General features: G+C 62.9%; 17 protein-coding genes, 1 tRNA gene, 2 rRNA genes and 1 pseudogene. 12 read left to right on the top strand and 9 right to left on the bottom strand.

What is annotated here, in order from left to right; genetic code table 11:
- Window positions 1–220 precede the first annotated feature (220 nt).
- From BQ8482_RS34555 to BQ8482_RS34540, 4 genes are read left to right on the top strand one after another with little or no spacing between them, the layout of a single operon-like run.
- Window positions 221–1,207: an ABC transporter permease gene (locus BQ8482_RS34555; RefSeq protein ID WP_123151644.1), complete on the top strand. Its 987-nt coding sequence runs from the start codon at window positions 221–223 to the stop codon at window positions 1,205–1,207.
- Window positions 1,204–2,034 carry an ABC transporter permease gene (locus tag BQ8482_RS34550; RefSeq protein WP_123151643.1) on the top strand — a complete coding sequence of 277 codons (831 nt, stop codon included), beginning with the start codon at window positions 1,204–1,206 and terminating at the stop codon, window positions 2,032–2,034. Before BQ8482_RS34555 ends, BQ8482_RS34550 begins: the two co-directional genes overlap by 4 nt.
- Window positions 2,031–3,041 (top strand): ABC transporter ATP-binding protein, encoded by a 1,011-nt coding sequence (locus BQ8482_RS34545; RefSeq protein WP_244603108.1) that lies wholly within the window; start codon window positions 2,031–2,033, stop codon window positions 3,039–3,041. Before BQ8482_RS34550 ends, BQ8482_RS34545 begins: the two co-directional genes overlap by 4 nt.
- Window positions 3,038–3,841: an ABC transporter ATP-binding protein gene (locus BQ8482_RS34540; protein ID WP_123151641.1), complete on the top strand. Its 804-nt coding sequence runs from the start codon at window positions 3,038–3,040 to the stop codon at window positions 3,839–3,841. Before BQ8482_RS34545 ends, BQ8482_RS34540 begins: the two co-directional genes overlap by 4 nt.
- On the opposite strand, the gene ggt is transcribed toward BQ8482_RS34540, so the two are convergent.
- From ggt to BQ8482_RS34520, 4 genes are all read right to left on the bottom strand, one after another.
- Window positions 3,835–5,421, bottom strand: a complete 1,587-nt coding sequence (ggt, locus tag BQ8482_RS34535) for a gamma-glutamyltransferase (protein WP_123151640.1) — start codon at window positions 5,419–5,421, stop codon at window positions 3,835–3,837. The two genes, BQ8482_RS34540 and ggt, sit on opposite strands and share 7 nt — an antisense overlap.
- A gap of 128 nt (window positions 5,422–5,549) precedes the next feature.
- Window positions 5,550–6,404, bottom strand: a complete 855-nt coding sequence (locus tag BQ8482_RS34530) for a TIGR01459 family HAD-type hydrolase (protein WP_123151639.1) — start codon at window positions 6,402–6,404, stop codon at window positions 5,550–5,552.
- Window positions 6,401–7,687 (bottom strand): FGGY-family carbohydrate kinase, encoded by a 1,287-nt coding sequence (locus BQ8482_RS34525; RefSeq protein WP_123151774.1) that lies wholly within the window; start codon window positions 7,685–7,687, stop codon window positions 6,401–6,403. The genes BQ8482_RS34530 and BQ8482_RS34525 overlap by 4 nt, the downstream gene beginning before the upstream one ends.
- Before the next feature lies 1 nt (window position 7,688).
- A complete protein-coding gene (locus tag BQ8482_RS34520) occupies window positions 7,689–8,732 on the bottom strand; it encodes a class II aldolase/adducin family protein (RefSeq protein WP_123151638.1) in 1,044 nt (347 codons plus the stop codon).
- 181 nt (window positions 8,733–8,913) lie between these two features.
- Between BQ8482_RS34520 and BQ8482_RS34515 the strand changes: the two genes are divergently transcribed.
- The 6 genes from BQ8482_RS34515 to BQ8482_RS34490 all read left to right on the top strand — a co-directional run bounded on the left by BQ8482_RS34515 (window position 8,914) and on the right by BQ8482_RS34490 (window position 15,645).
- On the top strand, window positions 8,914–9,696 hold the full coding sequence (locus BQ8482_RS34515; protein ID WP_123151637.1) for a DeoR/GlpR family DNA-binding transcription regulator: 783 nt from the start codon (window positions 8,914–8,916) through the stop codon (window positions 9,694–9,696).
- Window positions 9,693–11,072, top strand: a complete 1,380-nt coding sequence (locus BQ8482_RS34510; protein ID WP_123151636.1) for an FGGY-family carbohydrate kinase — start codon at window positions 9,693–9,695, stop codon at window positions 11,070–11,072. The genes BQ8482_RS34515 and BQ8482_RS34510 overlap by 4 nt, the downstream gene beginning before the upstream one ends.
- Window positions 11,069–12,613 (top strand): sugar ABC transporter ATP-binding protein, encoded by a 1,545-nt coding sequence (locus BQ8482_RS34505; protein ID WP_123151635.1) that lies wholly within the window; start codon window positions 11,069–11,071, stop codon window positions 12,611–12,613. The genes BQ8482_RS34510 and BQ8482_RS34505 overlap by 4 nt, the downstream gene beginning before the upstream one ends.
- Entirely contained in the window at window positions 12,610–13,608 is a 999-nt protein-coding gene (locus BQ8482_RS34500) for an ABC transporter permease subunit (RefSeq protein ID WP_123151634.1), read from the top strand. Before BQ8482_RS34505 ends, BQ8482_RS34500 begins: the two co-directional genes overlap by 4 nt.
- Window positions 13,609–13,686: 78 nt before the next feature.
- The gene (locus tag BQ8482_RS34495; protein WP_123151633.1) at window positions 13,687–14,625 is read left to right on the top strand and encodes an ABC transporter substrate-binding protein; all 939 of its coding nucleotides are present in this window, start codon (window positions 13,687–13,689) and stop codon (window positions 14,623–14,625) included.
- Between the two features lie 126 nt (window positions 14,626–14,751).
- Window positions 14,752–15,645 (top strand): sugar phosphate isomerase/epimerase family protein, encoded by an 894-nt coding sequence (locus tag BQ8482_RS34490; protein ID WP_123151632.1) that lies wholly within the window; start codon window positions 14,752–14,754, stop codon window positions 15,643–15,645.
- A gap of 22 nt (window positions 15,646–15,667) precedes the next feature.
- On the opposite strand, the gene uxuA is transcribed toward BQ8482_RS34490, so the two are convergent.
- On the bottom strand, window positions 15,668–16,852 hold the full coding sequence (gene uxuA, locus BQ8482_RS34485) for a mannonate dehydratase (RefSeq protein WP_123151631.1): 1,185 nt from the start codon (window positions 16,850–16,852) through the stop codon (window positions 15,668–15,670).
- A 76-nt stretch (window positions 16,853–16,928) separates the two neighbouring features.
- Between uxuA and BQ8482_RS34480 the strand changes: the two are divergent.
- A pseudogene (locus BQ8482_RS34480) lies at window positions 16,929–17,713 on the top strand (SDR family NAD(P)-dependent oxidoreductase).
- Window positions 17,714–17,975: 262 nt separating this feature from the next.
- Entirely contained in the window at window positions 17,976–18,983 is a 1,008-nt protein-coding gene (gene ftsZ / locus BQ8482_RS34475; protein WP_123151630.1) for a cell division protein FtsZ, read from the top strand.
- Window positions 18,984–19,166: 183 nt separating this feature from the next.
- Here ftsZ and BQ8482_RS34470 read toward each other — a convergent pair whose 3' ends face one another.
- From BQ8482_RS34470 to BQ8482_RS34455, 4 genes are all read right to left on the bottom strand, one after another.
- Entirely contained in the window at window positions 19,167–19,400 is a 234-nt protein-coding gene (locus tag BQ8482_RS34470; RefSeq protein ID WP_123151629.1) for a DUF6429 family protein, read from the bottom strand.
- A 133-nt stretch (window positions 19,401–19,533) separates the two neighbouring features.
- Window positions 19,534–19,610, bottom strand: a tRNA-Met gene (locus BQ8482_RS34465).
- Window positions 19,611–19,853: 243 nt separating this feature from the next.
- Window positions 19,854–19,968: ribosomal RNA gene (gene rrf / locus BQ8482_RS34460) — 5S ribosomal RNA — on the bottom strand.
- Window positions 19,969–20,246: 278 nt separating this feature from the next.
- Window positions 20,247–23,066: ribosomal RNA gene (locus tag BQ8482_RS34455) — 23S ribosomal RNA — on the bottom strand.
- Window positions 23,067–23,317: the final 251 nt, after the last annotated feature.

Here is a 23,317-nt window from a genome sequence, read left to right as displayed (position 1 = left end):
GAGCTCCGTCGCGCCCCCCTCTGTCCTGCCGGACATCTCCCCCACGAGGGGGGAGATCGGCTGTCGTCCGGCCTTTCGCCAATCTCCAACGTTGCCGGACTGAGCGAGGCGTCAAAGCTGCCAATCTCCCCCCAAGTGGGGGAGATGTCCGGCAGGACAGAGGGGGGCGCCGTAGAGATCGGCACCGAAGGCTTGGCTCTGCCGCCAACGTCGTTGCGCCATGACCCGCGCGCTTCTCCTCCTTCGCCGTCGCCTCGTCGGCAGCGTCTTCGTGCTGCTGATTGTCGTCATCGGCACTTTCCTTTTGCTGGAAGCCGCCCCCGGCGACGCGGTCGACGCCTATATCGTCTCGACCGGCGGCGACGCCGGCATGATCGAATTGCTGCGCCATCGTTGGGGCCTCGACCAGTCGGCGTTGACGCGGCTGGCGAACTACCTCTGGGCGCTGCTGCATCTCGACCTCGGCCAGTCGGTCACCTTCTCGCGGCCGATCCGCGACGTCATCCTCGAACGCCTGCCCAATACGTTGCTGTTGATGGGCAGCGCCACCGCGCTCTCCTTCGGGCTCGGCTCGGCACTCGGCATCTATGCCGGCGCCAGGCCCGGCAGTTTTCGCGACCGTTTCCTGTCGATCGGTTCGCTGGCGCTCTATGCGGTACCGGGCTTCTGGCTCGGGTTGGTGCTGATCATCATCTTTGCCGTCGACCTGCGCTGGTTTCCGATCGGCGGCATCGAGAGCATCGCGTCGGGCAAGACCGGCCTCGACCGCGCGGCCGATATCGCCCGCCATCTCATCCTGCCGGTGTCCGCACTCGGCTTCATCTATCTGGCACTCTATCTGCGCATGATGCGCGCCGGCATGGCCGAGGTCTGGCGGCAGGATTTTGTGCTCGCCGCTCGCGCCAAGGGGCTTTCCCGCCGCCGCATCGTGCTCGCTCACGTCGCCCGCAACGCGCTGTTGCCGCTGGTCACCATGCTCGGCCTGCAATCGGCGCAGATGCTCGGCGGCAGCGTCGTCATCGAAAGTGTCTTTTCGGTGCCAGGCCTTGGCCGGCTGGCGCAGGAGGCGGTGGCGTCGCGCGACACGCCGCTGCTGCTCGGCATCATCCTCGTCAGCGCTGTTCTGGTCATCGCCATCAACCTTCTCGTAGACATCGCCTACGCCTTCCTCGATCCGCGCATCGGCGCCAGCGAGGCGAGCGCGTGAGCCCGCTTCGCCGCTTTCTTCTGGCGCCGGAAGCAATCGCCGGCGCGATCATCCTGGTAGCGCTGTTCACCATGGCGCTATCGGCGTCGCTATTCTTTCCCGGCGATCCGCAGACTATTGCCGGGCCGGCGCTGCTGCCGCCCTTTCAGGACTGGTCGCTGCCGCTCGGCACCGACCGACTCGGCCGTGACGTGCTGGCCGAGCTTCTCCACGGCGCCCGTACCTCCTTGGCGGTCGGGCTGGCGGCGGCAGCCGCAGCCCTTGCCGTCGGCGCAATAGTCGGCACGCTGGCGGGCTTTGCCGGCGGCCTCGTCGACGAGGTGCTGATGCGCATCACCGACGCCTTCCAGACCGTGCCGAGCTTCCTGTTGGCGCTGGCCTTCGTCAGCGTCGTCGGGCCATCGCTCGGCGTCGTCGTCACGGCGATCGCGCTCGGCGCCTGGACAGGTCCGGCACGTGTCGCCCGTGCCGAAGTGCTATCGATCCGCGAGCGCGATTTTGTCGCCGGCGCCCGCGTCATCGGCATGCATCCGCTGGAGATCGCCTTTCGCGAAGTGTTGCCCAACGCATTGCCGCCGGTGCTGGCATTGTCGTCGGTGATCGTCGCCGCCGCGATCCTTACTGAAGCGGCCCTTTCGTTTCTCGGCCTCGGCGACCCCAACCGCGTGACCTGGGGCGGCATGATCGCCGAAGGCCGGGCCGTACTGCGCACCGCGCCCTTTTTGTCTATCATTCCGGGCGTAGCACTCGTGCTGACCGTGCTCGGCGTCTATCTCGCCGGTGAAGGCGTCGTCGAGACAACGGCGGTGAGAAGGAGCCTGTCGTGATGGCGCTGCTTTCGATCCGCGATCTGACGGTGACCTATCGCCGTGACGGCAGCGAGGTGGCGGCGCTGAAACATGTCGGCTTCGATGTCGCCGCCGGCGAACGCTTCGCCATCATCGGCGAGAGCGGTTCGGGCAAGAGCACGCTGGCGCTGGCCATTGCCGGGCTGCTGCCGGGATCTTCCAAGGTGGGAGGCTCGATCGTCTGGAAGTTACCGAACCTTCGATCGCCTCATTCCTTCGCGCCCCCCTCTGTCCTGCCGGACATCTCCCCCACAAGGGGGGAGATCGGCAGTTCCGTCGCCGGCACTCCCCCTGCAGCCTTGGAGATTGGCGAAAGCGGAAATGACAGCGCAATCTCCCCCCAAGTGGGGGAGATGTCCGGCAGGACAGAGGGGGGCGCGACGGATCGCCAACCTGCCAGTCTTCGCGACCACAATCCCCTCGGTGGCCGCGATATTGGCTTCGTCTTCCAGGACCCATCCGCCAGCCTCGACCCGGTGATGACGGTCGGCAAGCAGATTGCCGAGGTTGCCTACACCCATCTCGATCTCAGCTGGCGAGACGCATATGTCAAAGCCAGCGAACTGCTTGAACGCGTCCGCCTGCCCGACCCGGACGCCGCTTTGCACGCCTACCCGCACCAGCTTTCCGGCGGCCAGAAGCAGCGCGTGGCGATCGCCGCCGCGATTGCGGCCGGTCCGAAGCTGCTGATCGCCGATGAGGCGACCAGCGCGCTCGACACCATCGTGCAGGCCGAGATCGTCGCGCTGATCCGGCAATTGGTGGCCGAGGACGGCATGACGCTGCTGTTCGTCAGCCATGACATCGCGCTGGCCGCCGAGCTGGCCGAGCGCATCGCCGTGTTCCGGCACGGCGAGCTGGTCGAGCTCGGTGCGACGGCGCAGATCATCGCTAGCCCGCGCCACGCCTACACAAGAGCGCTGCTCGACGCCCATCTCGGCCTCGACGCCGAACCGCTGCTGCAGCAGGCAGGAGCGTCGCGGTGAGCAGTCCATTGCTGGCCGTTTCCGGCCTGACCAAACGATATCGTCGTGGCGGCAGGACGATCGCCGCCGTCGATGACATTTCCTTCCACATCGAGCCCGGCGAGACGCTGGCGCTGGCCGGGCCGTCCGGCAGCGGCAAGTCGACGATCGCCAGGCTGGTGCTGCGGCTGATCGAACCGGACGCCGGCCGTATCGAGTTCGAAGGCAGCGATTTCCTGTCCCTGAACGGCGCTGCCTTGCGCGCACGGCGCGCGCGTTTGCAAATGGTCTTCCAGGACCCGCTCGCCGCCTTCAACCCGCGCGCCATGGTAGCGCGCGTGCTTGACGATCCTTTGCGCATCCATGGCGTCGCCTCTCGACCGGAGCGCCCGCACCGCATCGCTGCTCTGCTCGAGCGTGTCGGCTTGAGCGCTGATCTCGCCGGCCGCGCCATCCACGAGATCTCGGGCGGCCAGCGCCAGCGCATGGCGATTGCTCGCGCCATCGCCACAAAGCCGTCGCTGATCGTGCTCGATGAGGCAGTGTCGGCGCTCGACGTATCGGTGCGCCGGCAGATCCTGCAATTGCTGCTCGATCTGCAACACGAGCAACGGATCGCCTATCTGTTCATATCGCATGATCTTGGCGTTATTAGCGCCATCGCCCATCGTGTCGTCATTCTCGATGCCGGCCGCGTCGCCGAGAGCGGGAATGCCCGTGCGGTCATCGGTGCCCCGCAGTCGGCGATCGGCAAGGCGCTGGTGGCGGCAGCGCCAAAACTGAACAGGACCAGCACGCAGGGCGCGGCCGATCGTCAGTAACCCAGCGCGCAACCGTCCTTGCGTGGATCGGATGCGCCGGTAAGCGTACCCTTGTCCCAGTCGATCAGCACCAGCTGGCCGCCGCCATGCGGCTCGGCCGCGATGGACAGCTGGTGGCCTCGCTCGCGCAGACCGGCGATCGCATCGGCCGGAACGCCACGCTCCGCCTCCACTGCGTCCTGCCGGTAAAACACTCTCGGCGCATCCAGCGCCTCCTGCGGGTCCATGCCGAAATCGATCATGTTGGTGAGCAGGTGGACATGGCCGAACGGCTGGTAGCCGCCGCCCATCACGCCAAACGGCATGACCGCCCTGCCCTTGGCTGTCACCATGCCTGGCATGATGGTGTGCATCGGGCGTTTTCCCGGGGCGATGCGGTTTGGGTGGTCCGCCGCCAGGCAGAAGCTGCTGCCGCGATTCTGCAGGACGACCCCGGTCCTGGGGCCGACCACCCCGCTGCCGAACGAACCAAAGGTCGAGTTGATGAAGCTGACCGCATTACGGTCGCGGTCGACCACCGAGATGTAGACGGTATCGCTCGGCTGAAGCTCGAGGCGTGGCAGATGCGTCATCGCGCGCGCCGGATCGATCTCGGCGCGAAACTGGTCCGCATGGGATCTAGACAACAACTGCTCTACGGGAACATGGACGTGGTTCTGGTCGCCGATGAAATTGTCGCGGTCCTGATAGGCAAGCCGCCCCGCCTCGATCTCGAGGTGAAAGCGCTCGGCGCCATTCGGCTCCAGGGAGCCGAGCGAAAAGCCCGACAGCACATTCAGCATGATCAGTGCCGTCAGCCCTTGGTTGTTCGGCGGCATCTGATGGATGTCGTAGCCCCGGTAGGATGTGCCGACCGGCCTGACATAGTCGCCCTTCGTGGCCGCAAAATCCTCGAGCGCATGCAGCCCACCGAGAGCACGCAGACGCGACACCATGTCGTCGGCGACCTCGCCTTCATAGAAGCCGGCACGACCGCGGCGCGAGACGATGCGCAAGGTATCGGCCAGTTGCGGCTGCCGGTGCAGCTCGCCGGCCAGCGGCGCCTTTCCATCCGGCAGAAAAATCCGCGCGGCATGTTCGTCGGCGGCCAGCAAGGCAGCACTTTCAGCCCAGTCGAAGGCCACACGGTCTTGGACGACGTAGCCCTGTTCGGCGTAACGTATGGCGGGTGCGAGCGCGGCGTCGATGCCCTTTCTGCCGTGATCCTCGAGCAGCCGGCACCAGGCGTCGACGGCGCCCGGCACGGTGACTGCGTGCGCACCGGACTCAGGCAGTTCGACATGCCCCCTGTCCAGATACCACTGCGCCTCTGCTGCTGCCGGTGCGCGGCCGGAGCCGTTGAAGGCCAGAACCTCGCCTTGGCCGTTGGGACAGTAGAGGACGAAACAGTCGCCGCCGATACCGGTCGATTGCGGCTCGACGACCGCCTGCACCGCCGCCGCGCACACGGCTGCGTCCATCGCGTTGCCGCCGGACCGCAGCATCTCGACCGCCGCCAGCGTCGCCAGCGGGTGCGATGTCGCGGCCATCGCTTCCGTCGCACGAACCGGCGAGCGCCCGGGGAGTTGGAAATCACGCATGCAGTTCAATAGCCTCTGACCAACCAGATGTGAACTGGCAACAGCAGCCAAAGGGCTGCGCCACGGAAAGCAGCACGAACGACGAAACGAACACCATGGCAGCGCTCAACCCTCGGAAGCTGCCGATCTCAATCAGCGAATTTGAAACTATCCGTGGTGTAATCGGGGTAGGCGTCCAGACTGTCGAAAAGCTCGGCCAGGTCAGGGGTATCCGCCAATATTCCGGACAAGACCAGCGCAGTCGCCACGCCGGCACCAATTCCACCAGCGACATCGTGTTCGACGCTGTCGCCGACACAGACCACGCTGCTGCGGTCCGGGTTGCCCGCCAGCGCCAGCGCGGCGTCGAAGATCGGGGCGTAGGGCTTGCCGATGCGGGTGACGCTGCCGCCGAGGCTCTCGTAGAGATCCGCAAGCTGACCGGCGCCAAAGCGAGGCCCGACGGCGGTCAGCATGATCTTGTCGGGATTGGTGCAGAAGCACGGCACCTGCCGCTTTGCTGCCGGTGCAAATAGTCTGCGATAGTGCTCGATGTCGTAGCGATCGCCCTCGCTGGCGGCGATCAGCACCAGCTCGGCATCATCGCCGTCCCCGGTCAACGTGAAAGGCAGGCCTTCAATCGCCGAGCGGTCGCCTTCGCGGCTGATCAGCAGGCACTTTGTGTTTGGGCGCAGCGTTCCGGATACCGCCATTTCGTGAAAGGACCGCCACGCGATCTCGCCGGAAGAGACAAATTGATCCCAGCTTCCTGGTTGGAAGCCGAGCTTCAGCAACCGGGCCTCATTGGGCCGCGCCCGCCTGCCGGAGTTCGAGACCAGCACGATCGTCCTGCCTGCTCGCTTCAGCGCCGACAATGCCTCCACAGCGCCCGGATAGGGGTTCGTACCATCGTGCAGCACGCCGAACTGATCGAGCAGGAATACTTGATAGCGCTCAACCAGCGCCGCGATGCCGTCGAGATGTTCAACCGTTTTCGTGCTCACAAAAGCCCCGCTTCGATTGCGCCCATCAGCGCCAGCCGCGCCGTACCGGCGGCCGCCTCATCCGAAAGCGCCGGCAGAAAACCGACACCCAGCTTGCGATGCCGGATCGCGGTCCAGGCGGGATTTGCCGCACCGCCGCCGACACTTCTCACCGAGAGCAGCCGAGGCGCGCCGAGCTCGGCAAGCCGGCGATAGCCGAGTGCCTCGATCTCGGCAATGCCCTCCAACATCGCTTTCAGATAGTCGGCGTCGTCCGCAGGCCGCGGCGTCAGACGTGGCGGCAGATCAGGATCGGCGATCGGAAAGCGTTCGCCGACCGCGGGAAGCGGATAATAGTCGAGGCCGGTCTCCGTCATGGGGTCTATGGCCGCACTCAGCTCGACGATGCGCGCGAGAGAAAAATGCTGGGCCAGCACCTTGCCGCCCGAATTCGACGCACCACCCGCCAGATAGGCATCTCCCAACCGATGGCTGTAGATGCCGAACTGCGGCGCCGAGATCGGCCGGTCGGAGAGGATTTTGAGGGTCAGCGAGGACCCCAGCGCGGTGACGCCGTCGCCAACTGCCGCAGCACCCGTCGCCAGGAACGACGCGCAGCCATCGGTCGTCCCGGCGACCACGGCGACGTCGCGCGCCAGGCCGAACAGGTCCGCTGCGCTCGCGGTGAGCGTTCCCGTGACATCGCCCGGCCTGACGACGCGAGGCAGAAATTCCATGCGCATGCCGGTCGCCGCGATCCAGTCCGGCCAGCGGCGGGCCTCGACGTCGTAGCCGGTCTTCAGGGCATTGTTCTCGTCGCTGACATCGAAACGGCCGGAGAACTGTCCCGCGATCCAGTCGGCCTGATGCAGCACCGCGGCGACGCCGGGCAGGCGCTGGAACCACAGCGCCTTGGCGAGACCGGACGTCGCCCCACTTGCTGCGCTCGCTGCCGGCGCCTCGCGCGCGATCACGGCCAGAATGGCGTCGTCGTCGACCTTGTCGTTGTACATCAGCGGCTCGGCCAGCGGCCGGCCGGCGCCGTCGACCGGCAGCAACGTGCCCGAAGTGCCGTCGACGGCGATCGACCGGACCGCCGCGCGATCGATGCCTGCAAGGAGTTCCGTCAGCGCCGCGCCGATCGCTGACCACCACACTGAGGGGTCGCGGGCGTTCTGACCAAATCTGTCGAGTGGAACGGCGGAACGCGCAGCAATCGAAAAGTCCGGCCGTATGGCGACGGCACGCGCACCTGATGTGCCGATGTCGATGCCGATCGAAAGCGGGCCGATCGAAAGCGCCATGTCAGCTGCCGGCTGCATTGAGTTTCTGGCGATACTGCTCGGCGTCCCAATTGATCAGTTCGTCGTTCTCGGCGGCGGTCAGATAGTTCAGCTTCGCCGCGACGTCGACCCGCGCCGTCACGTCGGCGAGGCAGCGTTGCATGGCATCGGCGCCGGGACTGGCGTCGCCGCGCATCAACACGCCAAGCCCGGGAAACAGGATTGCCGCGGGTGCCGTGCCGCACCGTTCGGTGACACGCATAACGTCCTCGCCGGACCTCGCCACGACCGAACCCTGGCCGAGAAAGATGACGTGATCGGGATAGAGGCTGCCCCCAGACGCCATGCGGCAGCTTTCAGGATCGATCGCGACCGCATGCGCTTCGATATCCGCCGGCAATCTGTACCCGGTGCGTCCGATGAGTTCCGTCAATGCAACAAGGTTGGGCTCCGCCACCTTACGGGGCGGCCGCGCCAGAAGTCGTGTGACGCGACGCAGCAGCGCCTCGGCGCCGGCGACGGTCTCGGCTGCGACGACCAGGCCGTGATTGGCAAGGATCAGCACATCGACCCCAGGCCGAAGGCGCTCGGCAATGCCCTGGGCAAGCGGCAGGCCCGGCCGGAGATAACGGACATACGCCCATTCGAGGCCATCCAGGCGCTTGGCGATTTGAGCCTCGCAGTCGGCCTGCACGGCAAGCGAAATGGTGTCGACGCAGTGGACATGCAGAACGACGCGCTGCGGCATCAGCGCGTGAACCGTGGTCTCGATCGAGGGTCGCAGCTTGCGGATGTTGAGCGCCTCGATGGCGAACGCCTGTGGCTGATCGGCGGCCGGGTCGCGCTGTTCGACGGCCCTGAGCAGCGGGGGGATCACCACGGGAACCATGATGTCCTCGGCGAGCGCATTCTTCAGCCAGGTACCCGAAGCCTTGATCCAGAGCGTGTCGCCGGCTTTCAGCGAAGTGTTGCCGCCCGCGGCCTGGGTCAAATGCGGGTCGCGCCCGATATTGGCCGAAAGCGACCGCAACGCAGCCAATTCCTGCGCATCCGCATTGATTGCCATCGAAGTCCTCCACAAACCGGCCGCGTGGCCACGGCTTTGGATATCCCGTAGCTGGTATCGCAGATGCGAGTAAGTTACGTCAATAGTGATCTTATCCCATCAAATCGAGCTTGCAATCTGATCCACGTTGAGTAAGTTGCACCAATTGCCGTGGCAAAATGGCATTTCGGGAGGGTATCCGTTGAGCGACTCCGGCCGCCAGCGTCAGATCGTCGAATTGTTGCGGGACCGCCCTTTCGCCTCGGTGCGCGAGCTGCAGGAGCGGCTCGGCGTGTCGGCTGCGACGGTGCGGCGCGACATCGACAAGATCGACGAGGCCGGCGAAGCACGGAAGGTCTATGGCGGCATCTCGGCGCTCGATGGCGCTTCTCATGCCGGCGTCGCCTATGCCAGGCCCTATGACGAGAACCGCGATCTAGCGGTCGAAGCCAAGCGGCAGATCGCCGCTCTCGCGGCGACCATGGTGCGCGATGGCGACGCCGTCATCGTGCATGGCGGTTCGACCTGTTTCCATCTCGGCGCCAAACTCGCCGACCGCAACATCCGGCTCTACACCAACTCCATGCCGCTCGTCGCCTATTTGAGCGACCACGGCCATTGCAGCCTAACCGTTGCCGGGGGTGAACTTCATCGCGAGCCTGGCATCATTCATTCGCTCACCCAGACGGTGCCTTTCTACGCATCGAAGTTCTTTCTTGGCGCGCAAGGCATCAGCCCGGAGGGCGTGCTGGAATCGCATCCGCTGCTGGTCCGCTCCATCGTCGAACTCAGCCTATGCGCCGACCAGATCGTGGTGCTGGCCGACAGCCGCAAACTGTCGATCCACGCGCGCAACGTCGCGCTGCCCTTGTCGCGCATCGGCACGCTGGTGACCGACGACGGCCTCTCCGATGCCGACGCACGCATGCTGGAAGACGCCGGCGTCATGGTGCGGATCGCCTCTTCCTCGGGAGCCGTCCAGTGAAAGTGGCCGTCCTCGACTTCGGCAAGACCAACTCGAAGCTGTTCGTCTTCGATCAGAACGGGCAGATCCTCGACGAGCGCCGGACCCAGCCGAACTGGACGCGCAAAGGCGGCTTCAGCGTGCTCGACGAGGCAGCGGTTCACGATTGGGCGGCTCGCGCCGTCGGCGAGGCGGTCGATATCCATGGCATAGAGGGGTTGATGGTTTCGGGCCATGGCTGCACCTTTGCCTTGGTCGACGATGCAGCGCTGACGCATCCGATCCTCGACTACGAGCAGGAGCCGCCGGCCGAGATTGCCGCGCAGATCGATCGCCGCATTCCGTATTTTGCCGAGACCTTCTCGCCCCATCTGCCGCTCGGTTTCAACTATGGTCGCCACATGCTGTGGCTGAAGACGGTGCAACCAAGCGCGTTCGCCGCCGCCAAATCGATCCTCGGTTATCCCCAGTACTGGAGCTGGCGCTTTGGTGGCCGGGCGGTGTCGGAGGTGTCCTATCTCGGCTGCCACTCGCATCTGTGGGCGCCGCGCAAGCGCGATTTCTCCTCGCTGGTTGACGCCGAAGGATGGCGCGGCCAGATGCCCGCCTTCGAGCGTGCCGGCGCGGTCATCGGCGAGCATCGCTTCGGCGAGGCGGCGCGGCCGATCGCCATCCACAACGGTGTCCATGACAGCAATGCGGCGCTCCATGCCTATCGTCGGCAGGAGCTTGGGCCGGTCACTGTCGTCTCGACCGGCACCTGGGTGGTTGTGCTCAATCCGGACTGCCCGCTCGACGCGCTCGATCACGATCGCGACATGCTGGTCAATGTCGATGTCGACGGTGGCCCGGTGCCGACCATCCGCTTCATGGGCGGGCGTGAATTCGCGACGATCAGCGCCGGCTGGCAGGGCGCAATCGACCGCTCCACAGCACAGCAGGTGATCGACGCCGGCATCATGGCGCTGCCCAGCTTCGCGCCAGGTGGGCCGATGCCTGGCCATCCCGGCGAACTGGTCGGGCGCACACCCACCGCGGAGGAACGCGCGGCCGTGGCGCTGCTCTATGTCGCGCTGATGGTCGATCTGTGTCTCGACCTGATCCATTCGAACAACACCGTAATCGTCGATGGCGGGCTGAACAGTGGCGGCCTGCTCGCCGGGGTGCTGGCGCAGCTGCGTCCCGGCCAAGCCTTCATGCAGGGCGCCACGCTGGAGGGCAGCGCCACTGGAGCGGCGGCTCTCGCCTTCGAGAGTGTTGGACGCGAATTTGCCGCCGAGGCGCCGGAGCCTGTTCGTGCTTCAAGCTTCACCGGGCTTGCCTTCTATCGCGACAGCTGGCGCGGCCTTTCCGCCGACCGAGACATCGTCGGTGCAGCTGCGGGAGGCGCGCGATGACCGCCGCTGCCCGAATCGAAACAGTGCGCCAGCCGGTGCTGGAGATGCGGCACATCTCCAAGACGTTCGGCCCGATCCGCGCCTTGCAGGATGTGTCGCTGACTGTGCACGGCGGCGAACTGCACGCGCTGATGGGAGAAAACGGCGCCGGCAAGTCGACGCTGATGAAGGTGCTGTCCGGCGCCTATCGGCCAGATCCCGGCGGCGACATCTTGATCGACGGCGCGCCGGTCGCGACCGGCGACCCGATCAAGGCACGCGCCAACGGCATCGCGGTCATCTATCAGGAGCTGTCGCTGGCGCCCAACCTGACGGTCGCGCAGAACATCTTCCTCGGCAACGAGCCGAGGCGGTTCGGCATCGTCGACCGCGACCAGTGCAACCGGCGCGCCAAGGAAATCATCGCGCGGCTCGGCGTCTCCTTCTCGGCGCGCGCCTCGGTCTCCAGCCTGTCGCTCGGCGAGCGCCAGATGGTCGAGATCGCTCGCGCGCTGTCGACCAGCGCGCGCATCATCGTCATGGACGAGCCGACGACCTCGCTGACCTCGCGCGAGACTGACAGGCTGTTCGAGGTGATTGCGACGCTGAAGTCGCAGGGCATCGCCATCATCTACATCAGCCACCGCATGGAAGAGGTCTACCAGCTTGCCGACCGCGTCAGCGTGCTGCGCGACAGCGGCTATGTCGGCACGCTCGACCGCGCCGACCTGAATGCCTCGCGCCTCGTTTCGATGATGGTCGGCCGGGACCTGTCCGCCTTCTACAAGAAGGATCACCGCCCGCCGGACAGCAAGCGCGCAATCGCGCTATCGGTGCAGGGCATGTCGGACGGCAATCTTTTGAAGGACTGTTCCTTCGACCTGCACAAGGGCGAAGTCTTGGCGCTGGCGGGCCTGGTCGGCTCAGGCCGCACCGAGCTCGCACGGCTGATCTTCGGCGCCGACAGGCACACATCAGGCACGCTGGAACTCGACGGCAAGCCGATAGCCATCGGCTCGCCGCGCGAGGCGCTGGACGCCGGCATCGCCTACCTCACGGAGGATCGCAAGGAACTCGGCCTGTTCCTCGACATGTCGATTTCCGACAATATCAGCATGGGCGTGCTCGCAAGGGACGCGCGGGCCGGCGGCTTGCGCGACTTCGCCACGGCCGAAAAGCGCGCCGCCAAGGCCGTTTCCGACCTGTCCATCCGCACCAGGTCGGTGCAGGCCAATGCCGGCTCGCTGTCGGGCGGCAACCAGCAGAAGGTGCTGCTCGCCCGCCTGCTCGAAACCGAGCCGCGGGTTCTCATCCTCGACGAGCCAACACGCGGCGTCGATGTCGGGGCGAAGTCGGAAATCTACCGGCTGATCGACGATCTCGCCAAGAAGGGCATCGCTATCCTGATGATCTCCAGCGAACTGCCGGAGGTGATCGGCGTCGCCGACCGCGTTCTGGTGATGCGCGACGGCACCATATCAGGCGAGGTGACGGCCTCCGAAGGCCAGCCGCTCAGTCAGGAAGCAATCATGGAACTTGCAACGGGAGCGGCCAAGGGATGACCGACAAGGCAACCGAGATGAGTGCCGGTGACCAGGCTGTTGGCAGGAGCCGGCGGTTTCGCACGGCCTTCGCCGCCCTTGGCATGCTGCCGGTCCTGATCCTTTTGGCGGCCGGCTTCCAGGTCATGAACCCGCGCTTCCTCACCGAGACCAACCTTTTGATCGTCACGCAGCAGTCGTCGATCAACATCGTCCTTGCGGCCGGCATGACCTTCGTAATCCTGACCGGCGGCATCGACCTGTCCGTCGGCTCCATTCTTGCCGCATCGGCGATGGTGGCGGTGATGGTGTCGCTGGTGCCGGAGTGGGGCATGCTCGGCGTGCCGGCGGCCATTCTGGTCGGCCTCGGCTTCGGCATCATCAACGGGCTGCTCGTCGCCTATATCAAGCTGCCGCCTTTTATCGTCACGCTGGGTTCGCTGACAGCCGTGCGCGGCGTCGCCCGCCTGCTCGGCCAGGACACCACGGTGTTCAACTCGGACCTGCCGTTCGACTTCATCGGCAATGGTTCGCTGTTCGGCATCCCCTGGCTGGTCATCATCGCCCTGTCGGTCGTGGTGCTGTCCTGGCTGGTGCTCAAGCGCACCGTGCTCGGCACCTGGATCTATGCCGTCGGCGGCAATGCCGAGGCCGCCCGCCTCACCGGCATCAAGGTGCCGCTGGTGCTGCTCTTCGTCTATGGCGTTTCCGGCCTTCTGGCCGGTCTTGGCGGCGCCATGTCGGCGGCCCGGCTCTATGCCGCCAACGGCCTGCAGCTTGGGCAGTCCTATGAACTCGACGCCATTGCCGCGGTCATTCTCGGCGGCACCAGCTTCGTCGGCGGCGTCGGCTCGATCTGGGGCACGCTGATCGGCGGGCTGATCATAGCGGTGCTCTCCAACGGGCTCATCCTGGCCGGTGTTTCGGACATCTGGCAGTACATCATCAAGGGATTGGTCATCATCGTGGCGGTCGCCCTCGACCGCTACAGGCTCCAGGCAGGAGCAAGAACGTGATTGACCTTAGTCGCCGGCGTCAACGACCCGGTTTCATGTAACGCACCGTGAGAGGCGCGGGGCATCAGGAGGAAAACAATGAAGACCATCGCTAAACTGCTCTGCGGCGTTGCCCTCGCGGCCGTCGCCATCGCACCGGCTTCGGCCAAGGATCTGAACAAGGTCGGCATATCGGTCGGCTTGCTCGGCAACCCGTTCTTCGTCGCCACCATCAAGGGCATCGAGGACGCGGCCAGGAAAATCAACCCGAATGTCGAGGTGACGTCGGTGTCGGCCGACTACGACCTCAACAAGCAGGTCTCGCAGGTCGACTCCTTCATCGCGGCCGGCGTCGACGTGATCATGCTCAACGCCGTCGATGCTAAGGCCATCGCACCAGCGGTTAAGAAGGCGCAAGCGGCGGGCATCGTTGTTGCCGCGTTCGACGTCTCGGCGCCGGGCGCCGACGTCACCGTGATGACCAACAACGTCAAGGCCGGCGAAGCGGCCTGCCAGTACCTCGTCGACCAAACCGGGGGCAAAGGTGACTATGTCATCCTGAACGGCCCTGCATCGTCGTCGATCCTGGAGCGGGTGAAGGGCTGCAAGGACGTGCTCGCGAAACACCCGGATATCAAGATCCTCTCCGACGACCAGAATGCCGAAGGCTCGCGCGACGGCGGGCTGAAGGTGTTCCAGTCGCTGCTGACCCGCTTCGACAAGATCGATGCGGTGTTCGCCATCAACGATCCGACGGCGATCGGCGCCCAGCTTGCGGCCAAGCAGCTCAACCGCTCGGAGTTCATCTTCACCGCGGTCGACGGCGCGCCCGATATCGAGAAGGAACTCTCTTCCGGCACGTCGATGATCAAGGCCTCGGCCTCGCAGGATCCTTACGTCATGGCTGGCCAGTCGCTGCAGATGGCAGCCGAAGTGCTTGCCGGCAAAAAGCCGGCCGAGGCGACGGTGCTGCTCGACCCGCAGCTGATCACGGCCGAGAACCTGAAGGACTACAAGGGCTGGACGGCGGCCCGCTAGCTTAGAGCCTCCCAAGGCTGGTGCGGCCGGGACGACCGGTCGCACCGTTTTTTTGTTTGAGCATCGGATTTTCCCAAACCGGTTTCCACTTTTGGGTCCGATGCTCTCGAACAGCAGGAGACGATCATGTCGCGCATTGGAATCCATTCTTTCGTCTGGTCGGCGAGCTCGGCGCAAGGCGACCTCGAGCGGACGCTGGCCGCCACCAAAGACGCCGGCTTCGACCTGATCGAATTCTCCTATCTCGACCCTGCCAATGTCGACATTGGCGGACTGGCCAAGCGCATCGCCGAGCTCGATCTCGGCGTGGCGATCAGCATCGGACTACCGGCCGACGGCGACATTTCAAGCGCCGACAAGGCGATTGCCGCGCATGGCGTCGAAATCCTGAAACGCACGATCGCGCTCACCCGCGATCTCGGCGGCCAGAAGGTCGCCGGCATCCTCAGCACCAGCCATGGATTGCAGGGGCAGGCGCCGACGCGCGATCAATGGAACCGCAGCGCCGGAACGCTTGCCAAGGTCGCGGAGACCGCCAAGGCCGCCGGCGTTACGCTCAACCTCGAGATCGTCAACCGCTTCGAGAGCAATCTGCTCAACACCGCCGCGCAAGGGCTGGCCTTCATCGAGGACACCGGTTCCGACAACATCTTCCTGCATCTCGACACTTTCCACATGAACATCGAGGAGGCCGATATCGGGCTGGCCATCCGCCATGCGGCTGACAAGATCGGCTATGTCCATATCGGCGAGAGCCATCGCGGCTTCCTCGGCACCGGCAACATCGACTTTGCCGCGATCTTCGATGCGCTGACCGCAATCGGCTATGGCGACGACCTCAGTTTCGAATCCTTCTCGTCGGAGATCGTCGATGAGAACCTGTCGAAGAAAACCGCCATTTGGCGCAATCTGTGGACCGACAATATGGAGCTGGCCCGGCATGCGCGCCGCTTCATCGCCATCGGGCTGGAGACGGCACGGCGCAAGGCCGAGCTTGTTGCGTCAAGCCATCAGCCTTAGCACCACTTCCTGTTTGCGATCCTCAGGCCAGCTCAAAACGTTCCACAGCGAGCATGATGCCACGCAGTTCGGCGAGGCCTTTCAGGCGGCCGATCAATGAGTAGCCGGGGTTGATCCTGGTCTTGCCGATATCGTCGGCGAGCAGATGGCCATGATCGGGGCGCATGGGAATCCGCCAGTCGGCGCGACCTTGCTTGCGACGGCGCGTCTCTTCCTGCATCAGAGCGAGGATGACATGCGCCATGTCGGTGCCACCCTCCAGATGCTCGGCTTCATAGAAGGAGCCGTCATCCTCGATGGTTACATTGCGCAGATGGACGAAATGGATCCGGTCGGCGAATTCCTTGACCATGCCGACAATGTCGTTGTCTGCGCGCGTACCGTAGGAGCCGGTGCAGAATGTCAGGCCGTTCGCCGGGCTGTCGACAGCGTTGAGGATGAAACGCGCGTCCTCGGCGGTCGAAACGATCCGTGGCAAGCCATAAAGCGAGAATGGCGGGTCGTCGGGATGGATGCACATGCGCACTCCCTCCTGCTCGGCCACCGGAATGATCTCGCGCAAAAACCAGGCAAGATTGTCGCGCAACTCCTTCGGCCCGATCGAGTCGTATTCCGCCAATGCCTCGCGAAAACTATCCCTGACGTAGCTGCGCTCGGTCGCCGGCAGGCCGGCAATGAGATTGCGCTCGATCCTGTCGATCTGCTCTTCGCTCAGTTCCTTCAGTCGCGATTCCGCTTCGGCGATACGTGACGCGCTATAGCTGGCTTCGGCATTCCTGCGCTTCAGGACGAAAATGTCGTATGCGGCAAAATCGATCGCATCGAAACGCAGGGCGTAGCCCGTCGTTGGAAGCCGATAGGCAAGGTCGGTGCGGGTCCAGTCGACCACCGGCATGAAATTGTAGCAGATGGTTTTTATGCCGGCCTTCGCCAGCGCGCGGATGGTATCTTGGTACCAACCCACGTAACGCTGCCTTTCCGCCGAGCCGATCTTGATCGAATTGTGGACGGGAATGCTCTCCACGACAGACCAGGTCAGCCCTTCGGCCTCGATGATCCGCTTACGCTCCAGGATGTCCGTCAAAGGCCAGGCGCGGCCGTCGTAGATATCATGCAGGGCGGACACGACGCCCGTGGCTCCGGCCTGCTTGACATGATCGAGCGTCACCGGGTCGTTCGGGCCATACCAGCGCCAACACTGTTCCATCGAGGCTTTCCCTTTGCGATAAAAACAGAACCGTATTGTTGGGCCACAATGGAAGTCAAATTAAAGGAGTTTGCGCATGAAGGATTTCGACGGCAAGATCGCTCTGGTGACGGGGACGACCGGGATCGGCCTGGCGACCGCCAGACGTCTTGCGGCAGGCGGCGCGGCGATCATCGCCTGCGGCATCGATCGCGCGGCCAACGCGGCGATGACAGCGGAACTGGACAGCTCCGGCGCCGGGGCGCTGGTCATGGCCGTCGACGTCTCCGTGCCGGATCAGGTTCGCGACGCGGTCGCGGCCGGTGTCGAGCGGTTCGGCGGCCTCGATATCATCGTCAATTCCGCGGCAGTCCATCCATATGGAACCGCTGTTAGCACCGATTTCGACACGTGGAATCGGGCGATGTCCGTCAATGTCGGCTCGATCTACCTGACCGCGCATTTCGGCATCCCGGAAATGATCAGGCGGGGCAGCGGTGCCATCGTCAACGTGGCTTCGGTGCAGGGCTTCGCCTGCCAGCAGAACGTCGCCGCTTATGCTACGACCAAGGGCGCCATCCACACGCTGACGCGCTCGCTGGCGCTTGACTACGCGCGCTCCGGCATTCGCGTCAATTCCGTCAGCCCGGGCTCGATCCGCTCCCCTATCCTGGAGAAGGCGGCGCGCGGTGAGAACGCACCGATGCCGATGTCGAAGCCGCCTACAGGCGCTTCGGCGAAGCCCACCCCATCGGACGCATCGGCGAGCCGGAGGAAGTGGCGGAACTCATCGCCTTTCTGTGTTCGTCAAAAGCCGGGTTCTGCACCGGCGCGGACTACAGGATCGATGGCGGCCTGACGGCCGGCATCGGCGTGAAGTAGAACAGGAAGATCGGTCTCGGCCGTACCGGGAGGCGCTGACATCAGACAATTTTCGGCTAGCGCCAACTGAAGCACCGACGGCAAACCAATGGCGCGTAACATGCGCGAGTTTGCATACTGCACTTGCAGCCGGTTCAACGGTCTGATTCCCTTGGTTACGCTGGGCTGTCCTGATTCGCTCACTGTCCAAAATCTTGCAGTGTGCGGATAACAAGCCTTCCACCGACCGCTGCGCTAGCGCATTCAAGGGGAGAGACGGCAAATGAACACCGCAACGAGGCCGGCAATCTCGGAGATGAGGCCCAAGATATCCGTCATCGGAGTTGGCGGCGGTGGCGGCAACGCCATCAACAATATGATCGCCGAAGGCTTGCAGGGCACCGAATTTATCGTTGCCAACACCGATGCTCAGGCGCTCACCATGTCGAAGGCAACGCGGCTGATCCAATTGGGAGCGCACGTCACGGAAGGCTTGGGTGCAGGCTCCCTGCCCGACGTCGGCCATGCCGCGGCCGTCGAATCGATCGACGAAATCATGGATCATCTCGCGGGAACGCATATGTGTTTCGTGACCGCGGGCATGGGGGGCGGAACCGGAACTGGTGCGGCGCCGGTCATAGCGCAGGCCGCGCGGAATGCGGGAATACTGACCGTGGCCGTCGTAACCAAGCCGTTCGTCTTCGAAGGGAACCGCCGAATGCATGCGGCCAATGAGGGCATCGAGCGGCTCCGCGAAAGCGCCGATACCGTCATCGTCATCCCGAACCAGAACCTCTTCAGGATCGCCGATGCCAGGACGACGTTCGCGGACGCTTTCGCCATGGCGGACCGCGTCCTCTACGCCGGCGTCGGCTGCATCACCGATCTCATCGTCAAGGAAGGGCTGATCAATCTCGACTTTGCCGATGTGAAGTCGGTGATGCGTGACATGGGTCGTGCGATGATGGGAACCGGCGAAGCCACCGGGGAGGATCGCGCCAGGAAGGCGGCCGAAGCGGCGATCGCAAACCCGCTTCTCGACGAAGCGTCGATGATGGGCGCCAAGGGCGTTCTTGTCTCGATATCGGGCGGCACTGATATGACGCTGTTTGAGGTCGACGAAGCCGCCACCCGCATCCGCGAGGAGGTCGACGCCGATGCCGATATCATCGTCGGCGCCATTTTCGACAAGGCGCTCGCAGGAAAATTCAGGGTGTCGGTCGTTGCGACGGGATTGCGGCGGGGGCTTGAGATTCCGCTGACGGTGGGGTTGGAAAACCGTATCAACTGAACCAGGCGCCATGACAGCGCCGGCGGTAGCAATTCGACTTGAAAGTCCGCCGCTCCGGACACCGCCGCCAGACGGGGGTCGGGCGGAACGCCCAACCGCAATTGTTGCGGGATGAGCCTGCGGAGCAAGTTGTCGGTTTTGCCTGCGCGACTCTTGCTGTCGAATTGGAACGCCAGCCAGCGCTCATGGCGCCGGCCGCGTGAACAGGGTGCGGAACAGTTCCTCAGCCCGTCGCAGGCCTTCATCTGTCAGAACCACCGACTTCGCCTTGTTTGCTGGATTGGCGATCAGTCCCTTCTGGTGCAAGCGATCCAGAGCATCCCAATCCAATCCCTTCCAGGCGCGCCTCTCTTCATGCAGCGTTAGCCAAAGCAGCCCCAGAACGGCATTGTCGATCTTGTCGGTGTCCATCTCCATGCCAAGCAGTTTAACACGGGAAAACGGCGCCTGCCGAGACCCACACCGTAGGGTAACGTGATGAGCATCAAAAACTGGCGCGCCAGGGCGCAAACGCAAAACGGCCCGCGCGAGGCGGGCCGTCTTTTTGATTTGGTTGCGGGGACAGGATTTGAACCTGTGACCTTCAGGTTATGAGCCTGACGAGCTACCGGGCTGCTCCACCCCGCGTCAACTTTGACGGCGAATGCCGGCCGGGCAGCCCGGACTTTTTGTTTTGTCCGTCCTCGAGGCCTTCGGCCTTTGCGGGCGGACGGGGCGCTGCTCCACCCCGCGTCAACTTTTCAAGCAAGTCAGCGCTTTACTTAGGTACAAGTTCCGCCAAATGAAAGGGCCGCTTGCGCGGCCCGAGTTCCCGTTTGGCGGGCCTGTTGGTAAGGAGAAGATTTGGATTTTTCGACGTGCGTTTTGCAGACCTGGCAGCGACCTACTCTCCCGCGTCTTGAGACGAAGTACCATCAGCGCTGGAGCGTTTCACGGCCGAGTTCGGAATGGGATCGGGTGCAGCCGCTCCGCCATAACCACCAGGTCGGCAAAGCGCACGTTGCTCGAGAAGCTTTTTGAGCGAATAGCCAATAGTGAGTAGCGAATAGGGAACCCTATTTTCTGCTCTCTCTGAGCTGTTCGCTGGTCTTTGTTGTGCCTTTACCGTTCTTTTGGTCTTGGCGCCTTTCGAAGCGAAGCTTCGCAAGGTCGACCGACCGTCGGCGCCGATGCGCCGCACCCACGTAGCGCCGCCCGCAGGGCGGAACAAGCGTGAGTGAGAACAGACCATCTGACTTTGTCAGATGGGCATAAGGAATGAGAACGATCAAGCCGATCGAACTATTAGTACCGGTAAGCTTCAAGCGTTGCCGCTCTTCCACACCCGGCCTATCAACGTGGTCGTCTTCCACGGTTCTCAGGGAATACTCGTTTTAAGGTGGGTTTCCCGCTTAGATGCCTTCAGCGGTTATCCCGTCCGGATATAGCTACCCTGCTATGCGGCTGGCGCCACAACAGGTCCACCAGAGATCCGTCCATCCCGGTCCTCTCGTACTAGGGACAGATCCTTTCAATATTCCTACACCCACGGCAGATAGGGACCGAACTGTCTCACGACGTTCTGAACCCAACTCACGTACCGCTTTAAATGGCGAACAGCCATACCCTTGGGACCTGCTCCAGCCCCAGGATGCGATGAGTCGACATCGAGGTGCCAAACAACCCCGTCGATATGGACTCTTGGGGGTCATCAGCCTGTTATCCCCGGCGTACCTTTTATCCGTTGAGCGATGGCCCTTCCACGCGGGACCACCGGATCACTATGACCGACTTTCGTCTCTGCTCGACTTGTCAGTCTCGCAGTCAGGCAGGCTTATGCCATTGCACTCAGCGAACGATTTCCGACCGTTCTGAGCCCACCATCGCGCGCCTCCGTTACTCTTTAGGAGGCGACCGCCCCAGTCAAACTACCCACCATACATTGTCCCGGACCCGGATAACGGGCCGCGGTTAGACATCCATAGTGATAAGGGTGGTATTTCAAGGGTGGCTCCACCTGAGCTGGCGCCCAGGTTTCAAAGCCTACCACCTATCCTACACATGCCACTACGAATGCCAATGTAAAGCTATAGTAAAGGTGCACGGGGTCTTTCCGTCTAACCGCAGGAACCCCGCATCTTCACGGGGAATTCAATTTCACTGAGTCTATGCTGGAGACAGCGGGGAAGTCGTTACGCCATTCGTGCAGGTCGGAACTTACCCGACAAGGAATTTCGCTACCTTAGGACCGTTATAGTTACGGCCGCCGTTTACTGGGGCTTCGATTCAGAGCTTGCACCCCTCCTCTTAACCTTCCAGCACCGGGCAGGCGTCAGACCCTATACGTCGTCTTGCGACTTCGCAGAGCCCTGTGTTTTTGATAAACAGTCGCTACCCCCTGGTCTGTGCCACCCTCCTCCACTTGCGTGGAAAAGGGTCACGCTTCTTCCGAAGTTACGCGTGCAATTTGCCGAGTTCCTTCAGCATAGTTCTCTCAAGCGCCTTGGTATACTCTACCAGTCCACCAGTGTCGGTTTCGGGTACGGTCTATAAGGAGGAGCTATTTCCTGGAACCACGCAGCAGCCCGTTCAATCCGATAAGATTGGACTACCTCAATGATCCGTCACTTCCTCCAGGCCCACGAATATTAACGTGGTTCCCATCGTCTACGCATTTCTGCCTCGACTTAGGGGCCGGCTAACCCTGCTCAGATTAGCTTTAAGCAGGAACCCTTGGACTTTCGGCGGGGGAGTCTCTCACTCCCCTTACGTTACTCATGTCAGCATTCGCACTTCTGATACCTCCACCACCCCTCACGGGTATGGCTTCATCAGCTTACAGAACGCTCCGCTACCGCTCGTGATTGCTCACGAACCCTAAGCTTCGGTGTATGGCTTGAGCCCCGTTACATTTTCGGCGCAAAGACCCTTATTTAGACCAGTGAGCTGTTACGCTTTCTTTAAATGATGGCTGCTTCTAAGCCAACATCCTGGTTGTTTTGGGATCCTCACATCCTTTCCCACTTAGCCATAACTTGGGGACCTTAGCTGTAGGTCAGGGTTGTTTCCCTTTTCACGACGGACGTTAGCACCCGCCGTGTGTCTGCCGACTAGTACTCCCAGGTATTCGGAGTTTGGTTAGGTTTGGTAATCCGGTGAGGACCCCTAGCCCATCCAGTGCTCTACCCCCTGGGGTATTCGGTCGACGCTCTACCTAAATAGATTTCGCGGAGAACCAGCTATTTCCGAGTTTGATTGGCCTTTCACCCCTAGCCACAAGTCATCCCGAACTATTGCAACAGTTATGGGTTCGGTCCTCCAGTAAGTGTTACCTTACCTTCAACCTGCTCATGGCTAGATCACTCGGTTTCGGGTCTAATGCGACGAACTGAACGCCCTGTTCAGACTCGCTTTCGCTGCGCCTACACCTAGCGGTTTAAGCTTGCTCGTCACACTAAGTCGCTGACCCATTATACAAAAGGTACGTGGTCACCCAGGACGAACCTTGGACTCCCACTGTTTGTAGGCAATCGGTTTCAGGTACTCTTTCACTCCCCTTGTCGGGGTGCTTTTCACCTTTCCCTCACGGTACTAGTTCGCTATCGGTCATGCACGAGTACTTAGGCTTGGAGGGTGGTCCCCCCAATTTCAGACAGGATTTCACGTGTCCCGCCTTACTCGAGGACGATGATTTGCATTACGCGTACGGGGCTGTCACCCACTATGGCCCTACTTTCCAGAAGGTTCCGCTTGTCTCATCATCGCCACTGGCCTGGTCCGGGTTCGCTCGCCACTACTGCCGGAGTCTCGGTTGATGTCCTTTCCTACGGGTACTTAGATGTTTCAGTTCCCCGCGTTCGCCACTTTATCCCTATGTATTCAGGATAAGTTACCTATTACAGATCCTTGGAAACCACAGCAGCAAGTTGGCCTTGTCGACCACTGGCTGCTCTGATTTTCCAAGCACCTTAGGTGGGTTTCCCCATTCGGAAATCTACGGATCAAAGGGTATTCGCACCTCCCCGTAGCTTATCGCAGCGTATCACGTCCTTCATCGCCTGTGCATGCCAAGGCATCCACCAATTGCCCTTAAGACACTTGATCGTTCTCATTGCCAATACCCACCGCGCGATCCGAAGGATCGTCGCTTCAGCCAAATCCTGTGCAGGACTTGGCTGCGTGACAACCCTACGGGTTGCGCTTGATGGCATTGGCACAAAAAGACCAGCTTCTCGAGATCGGTTCGAGGGTGCGGTTAGGCAAACCCATCATATGCGGGAAATTGAGCGTCTCCCGCGACAAATCACACCCCTTTTCGGGGGATATGAAGGAACAAATCATCTTCTCTTTACGAT

The organism is Mesorhizobium delmotii, from assembly GCF_900149755.1.
In the GTDB taxonomy this organism is placed as follows: Bacteria; Pseudomonadota; Alphaproteobacteria; order Rhizobiales; family Rhizobiaceae; genus Mesorhizobium; species Mesorhizobium delmotii.
This window is presented reverse-complemented; position numbering and strand designations above follow the sequence as displayed.

Excerpts from the sequence above, each read along its gene's own strand:
- BQ8482_RS34555 (WP_123151644.1), top strand. The coding sequence starts at position 221 with ATGACCCGCGCGCTTCTCCTCCTTCGCCGTCGCCTCGTCGGCAGCGTC.
- ggt (WP_123151640.1), bottom strand. The coding sequence starts at position 5,421 with ATGCGTGATTTCCAACTCCCCGGGCGCTCGCCGGTTCGTGCGACGGAA.
- BQ8482_RS34525 (WP_123151774.1), bottom strand. The coding sequence starts at position 7,687 with ATGGCGCTTTCGATCGGCCCGCTTTCGATCGGCATCGACATCGGCACA.
- BQ8482_RS34520 (WP_123151638.1), bottom strand. The coding sequence starts at position 8,732 with ATGGCAATCAATGCGGATGCGCAGGAATTGGCTGCGTTGCGGTCGCTT.
- BQ8482_RS34505 (WP_123151635.1), top strand. The coding sequence starts at position 11,069 with ATGACCGCCGCTGCCCGAATCGAAACAGTGCGCCAGCCGGTGCTGGAG.
- BQ8482_RS34500 (WP_123151634.1), top strand. The coding sequence starts at position 12,610 with ATGACCGACAAGGCAACCGAGATGAGTGCCGGTGACCAGGCTGTTGGC.
- BQ8482_RS34495 (WP_123151633.1), top strand. The coding sequence starts at position 13,687 with ATGAAGACCATCGCTAAACTGCTCTGCGGCGTTGCCCTCGCGGCCGTC.
- BQ8482_RS34490 (WP_123151632.1), top strand. The coding sequence starts at position 14,752 with ATGTCGCGCATTGGAATCCATTCTTTCGTCTGGTCGGCGAGCTCGGCG.
- uxuA (WP_123151631.1), bottom strand. The coding sequence starts at position 16,852 with ATGGAACAGTGTTGGCGCTGGTATGGCCCGAACGACCCGGTGACGCTC.
- ftsZ (WP_123151630.1), top strand. The coding sequence starts at position 17,976 with ATGAACACCGCAACGAGGCCGGCAATCTCGGAGATGAGGCCCAAGATA.
- BQ8482_RS34470 (WP_123151629.1), bottom strand. The coding sequence starts at position 19,400 with ATGGAGATGGACACCGACAAGATCGACAATGCCGTTCTGGGGCTGCTT.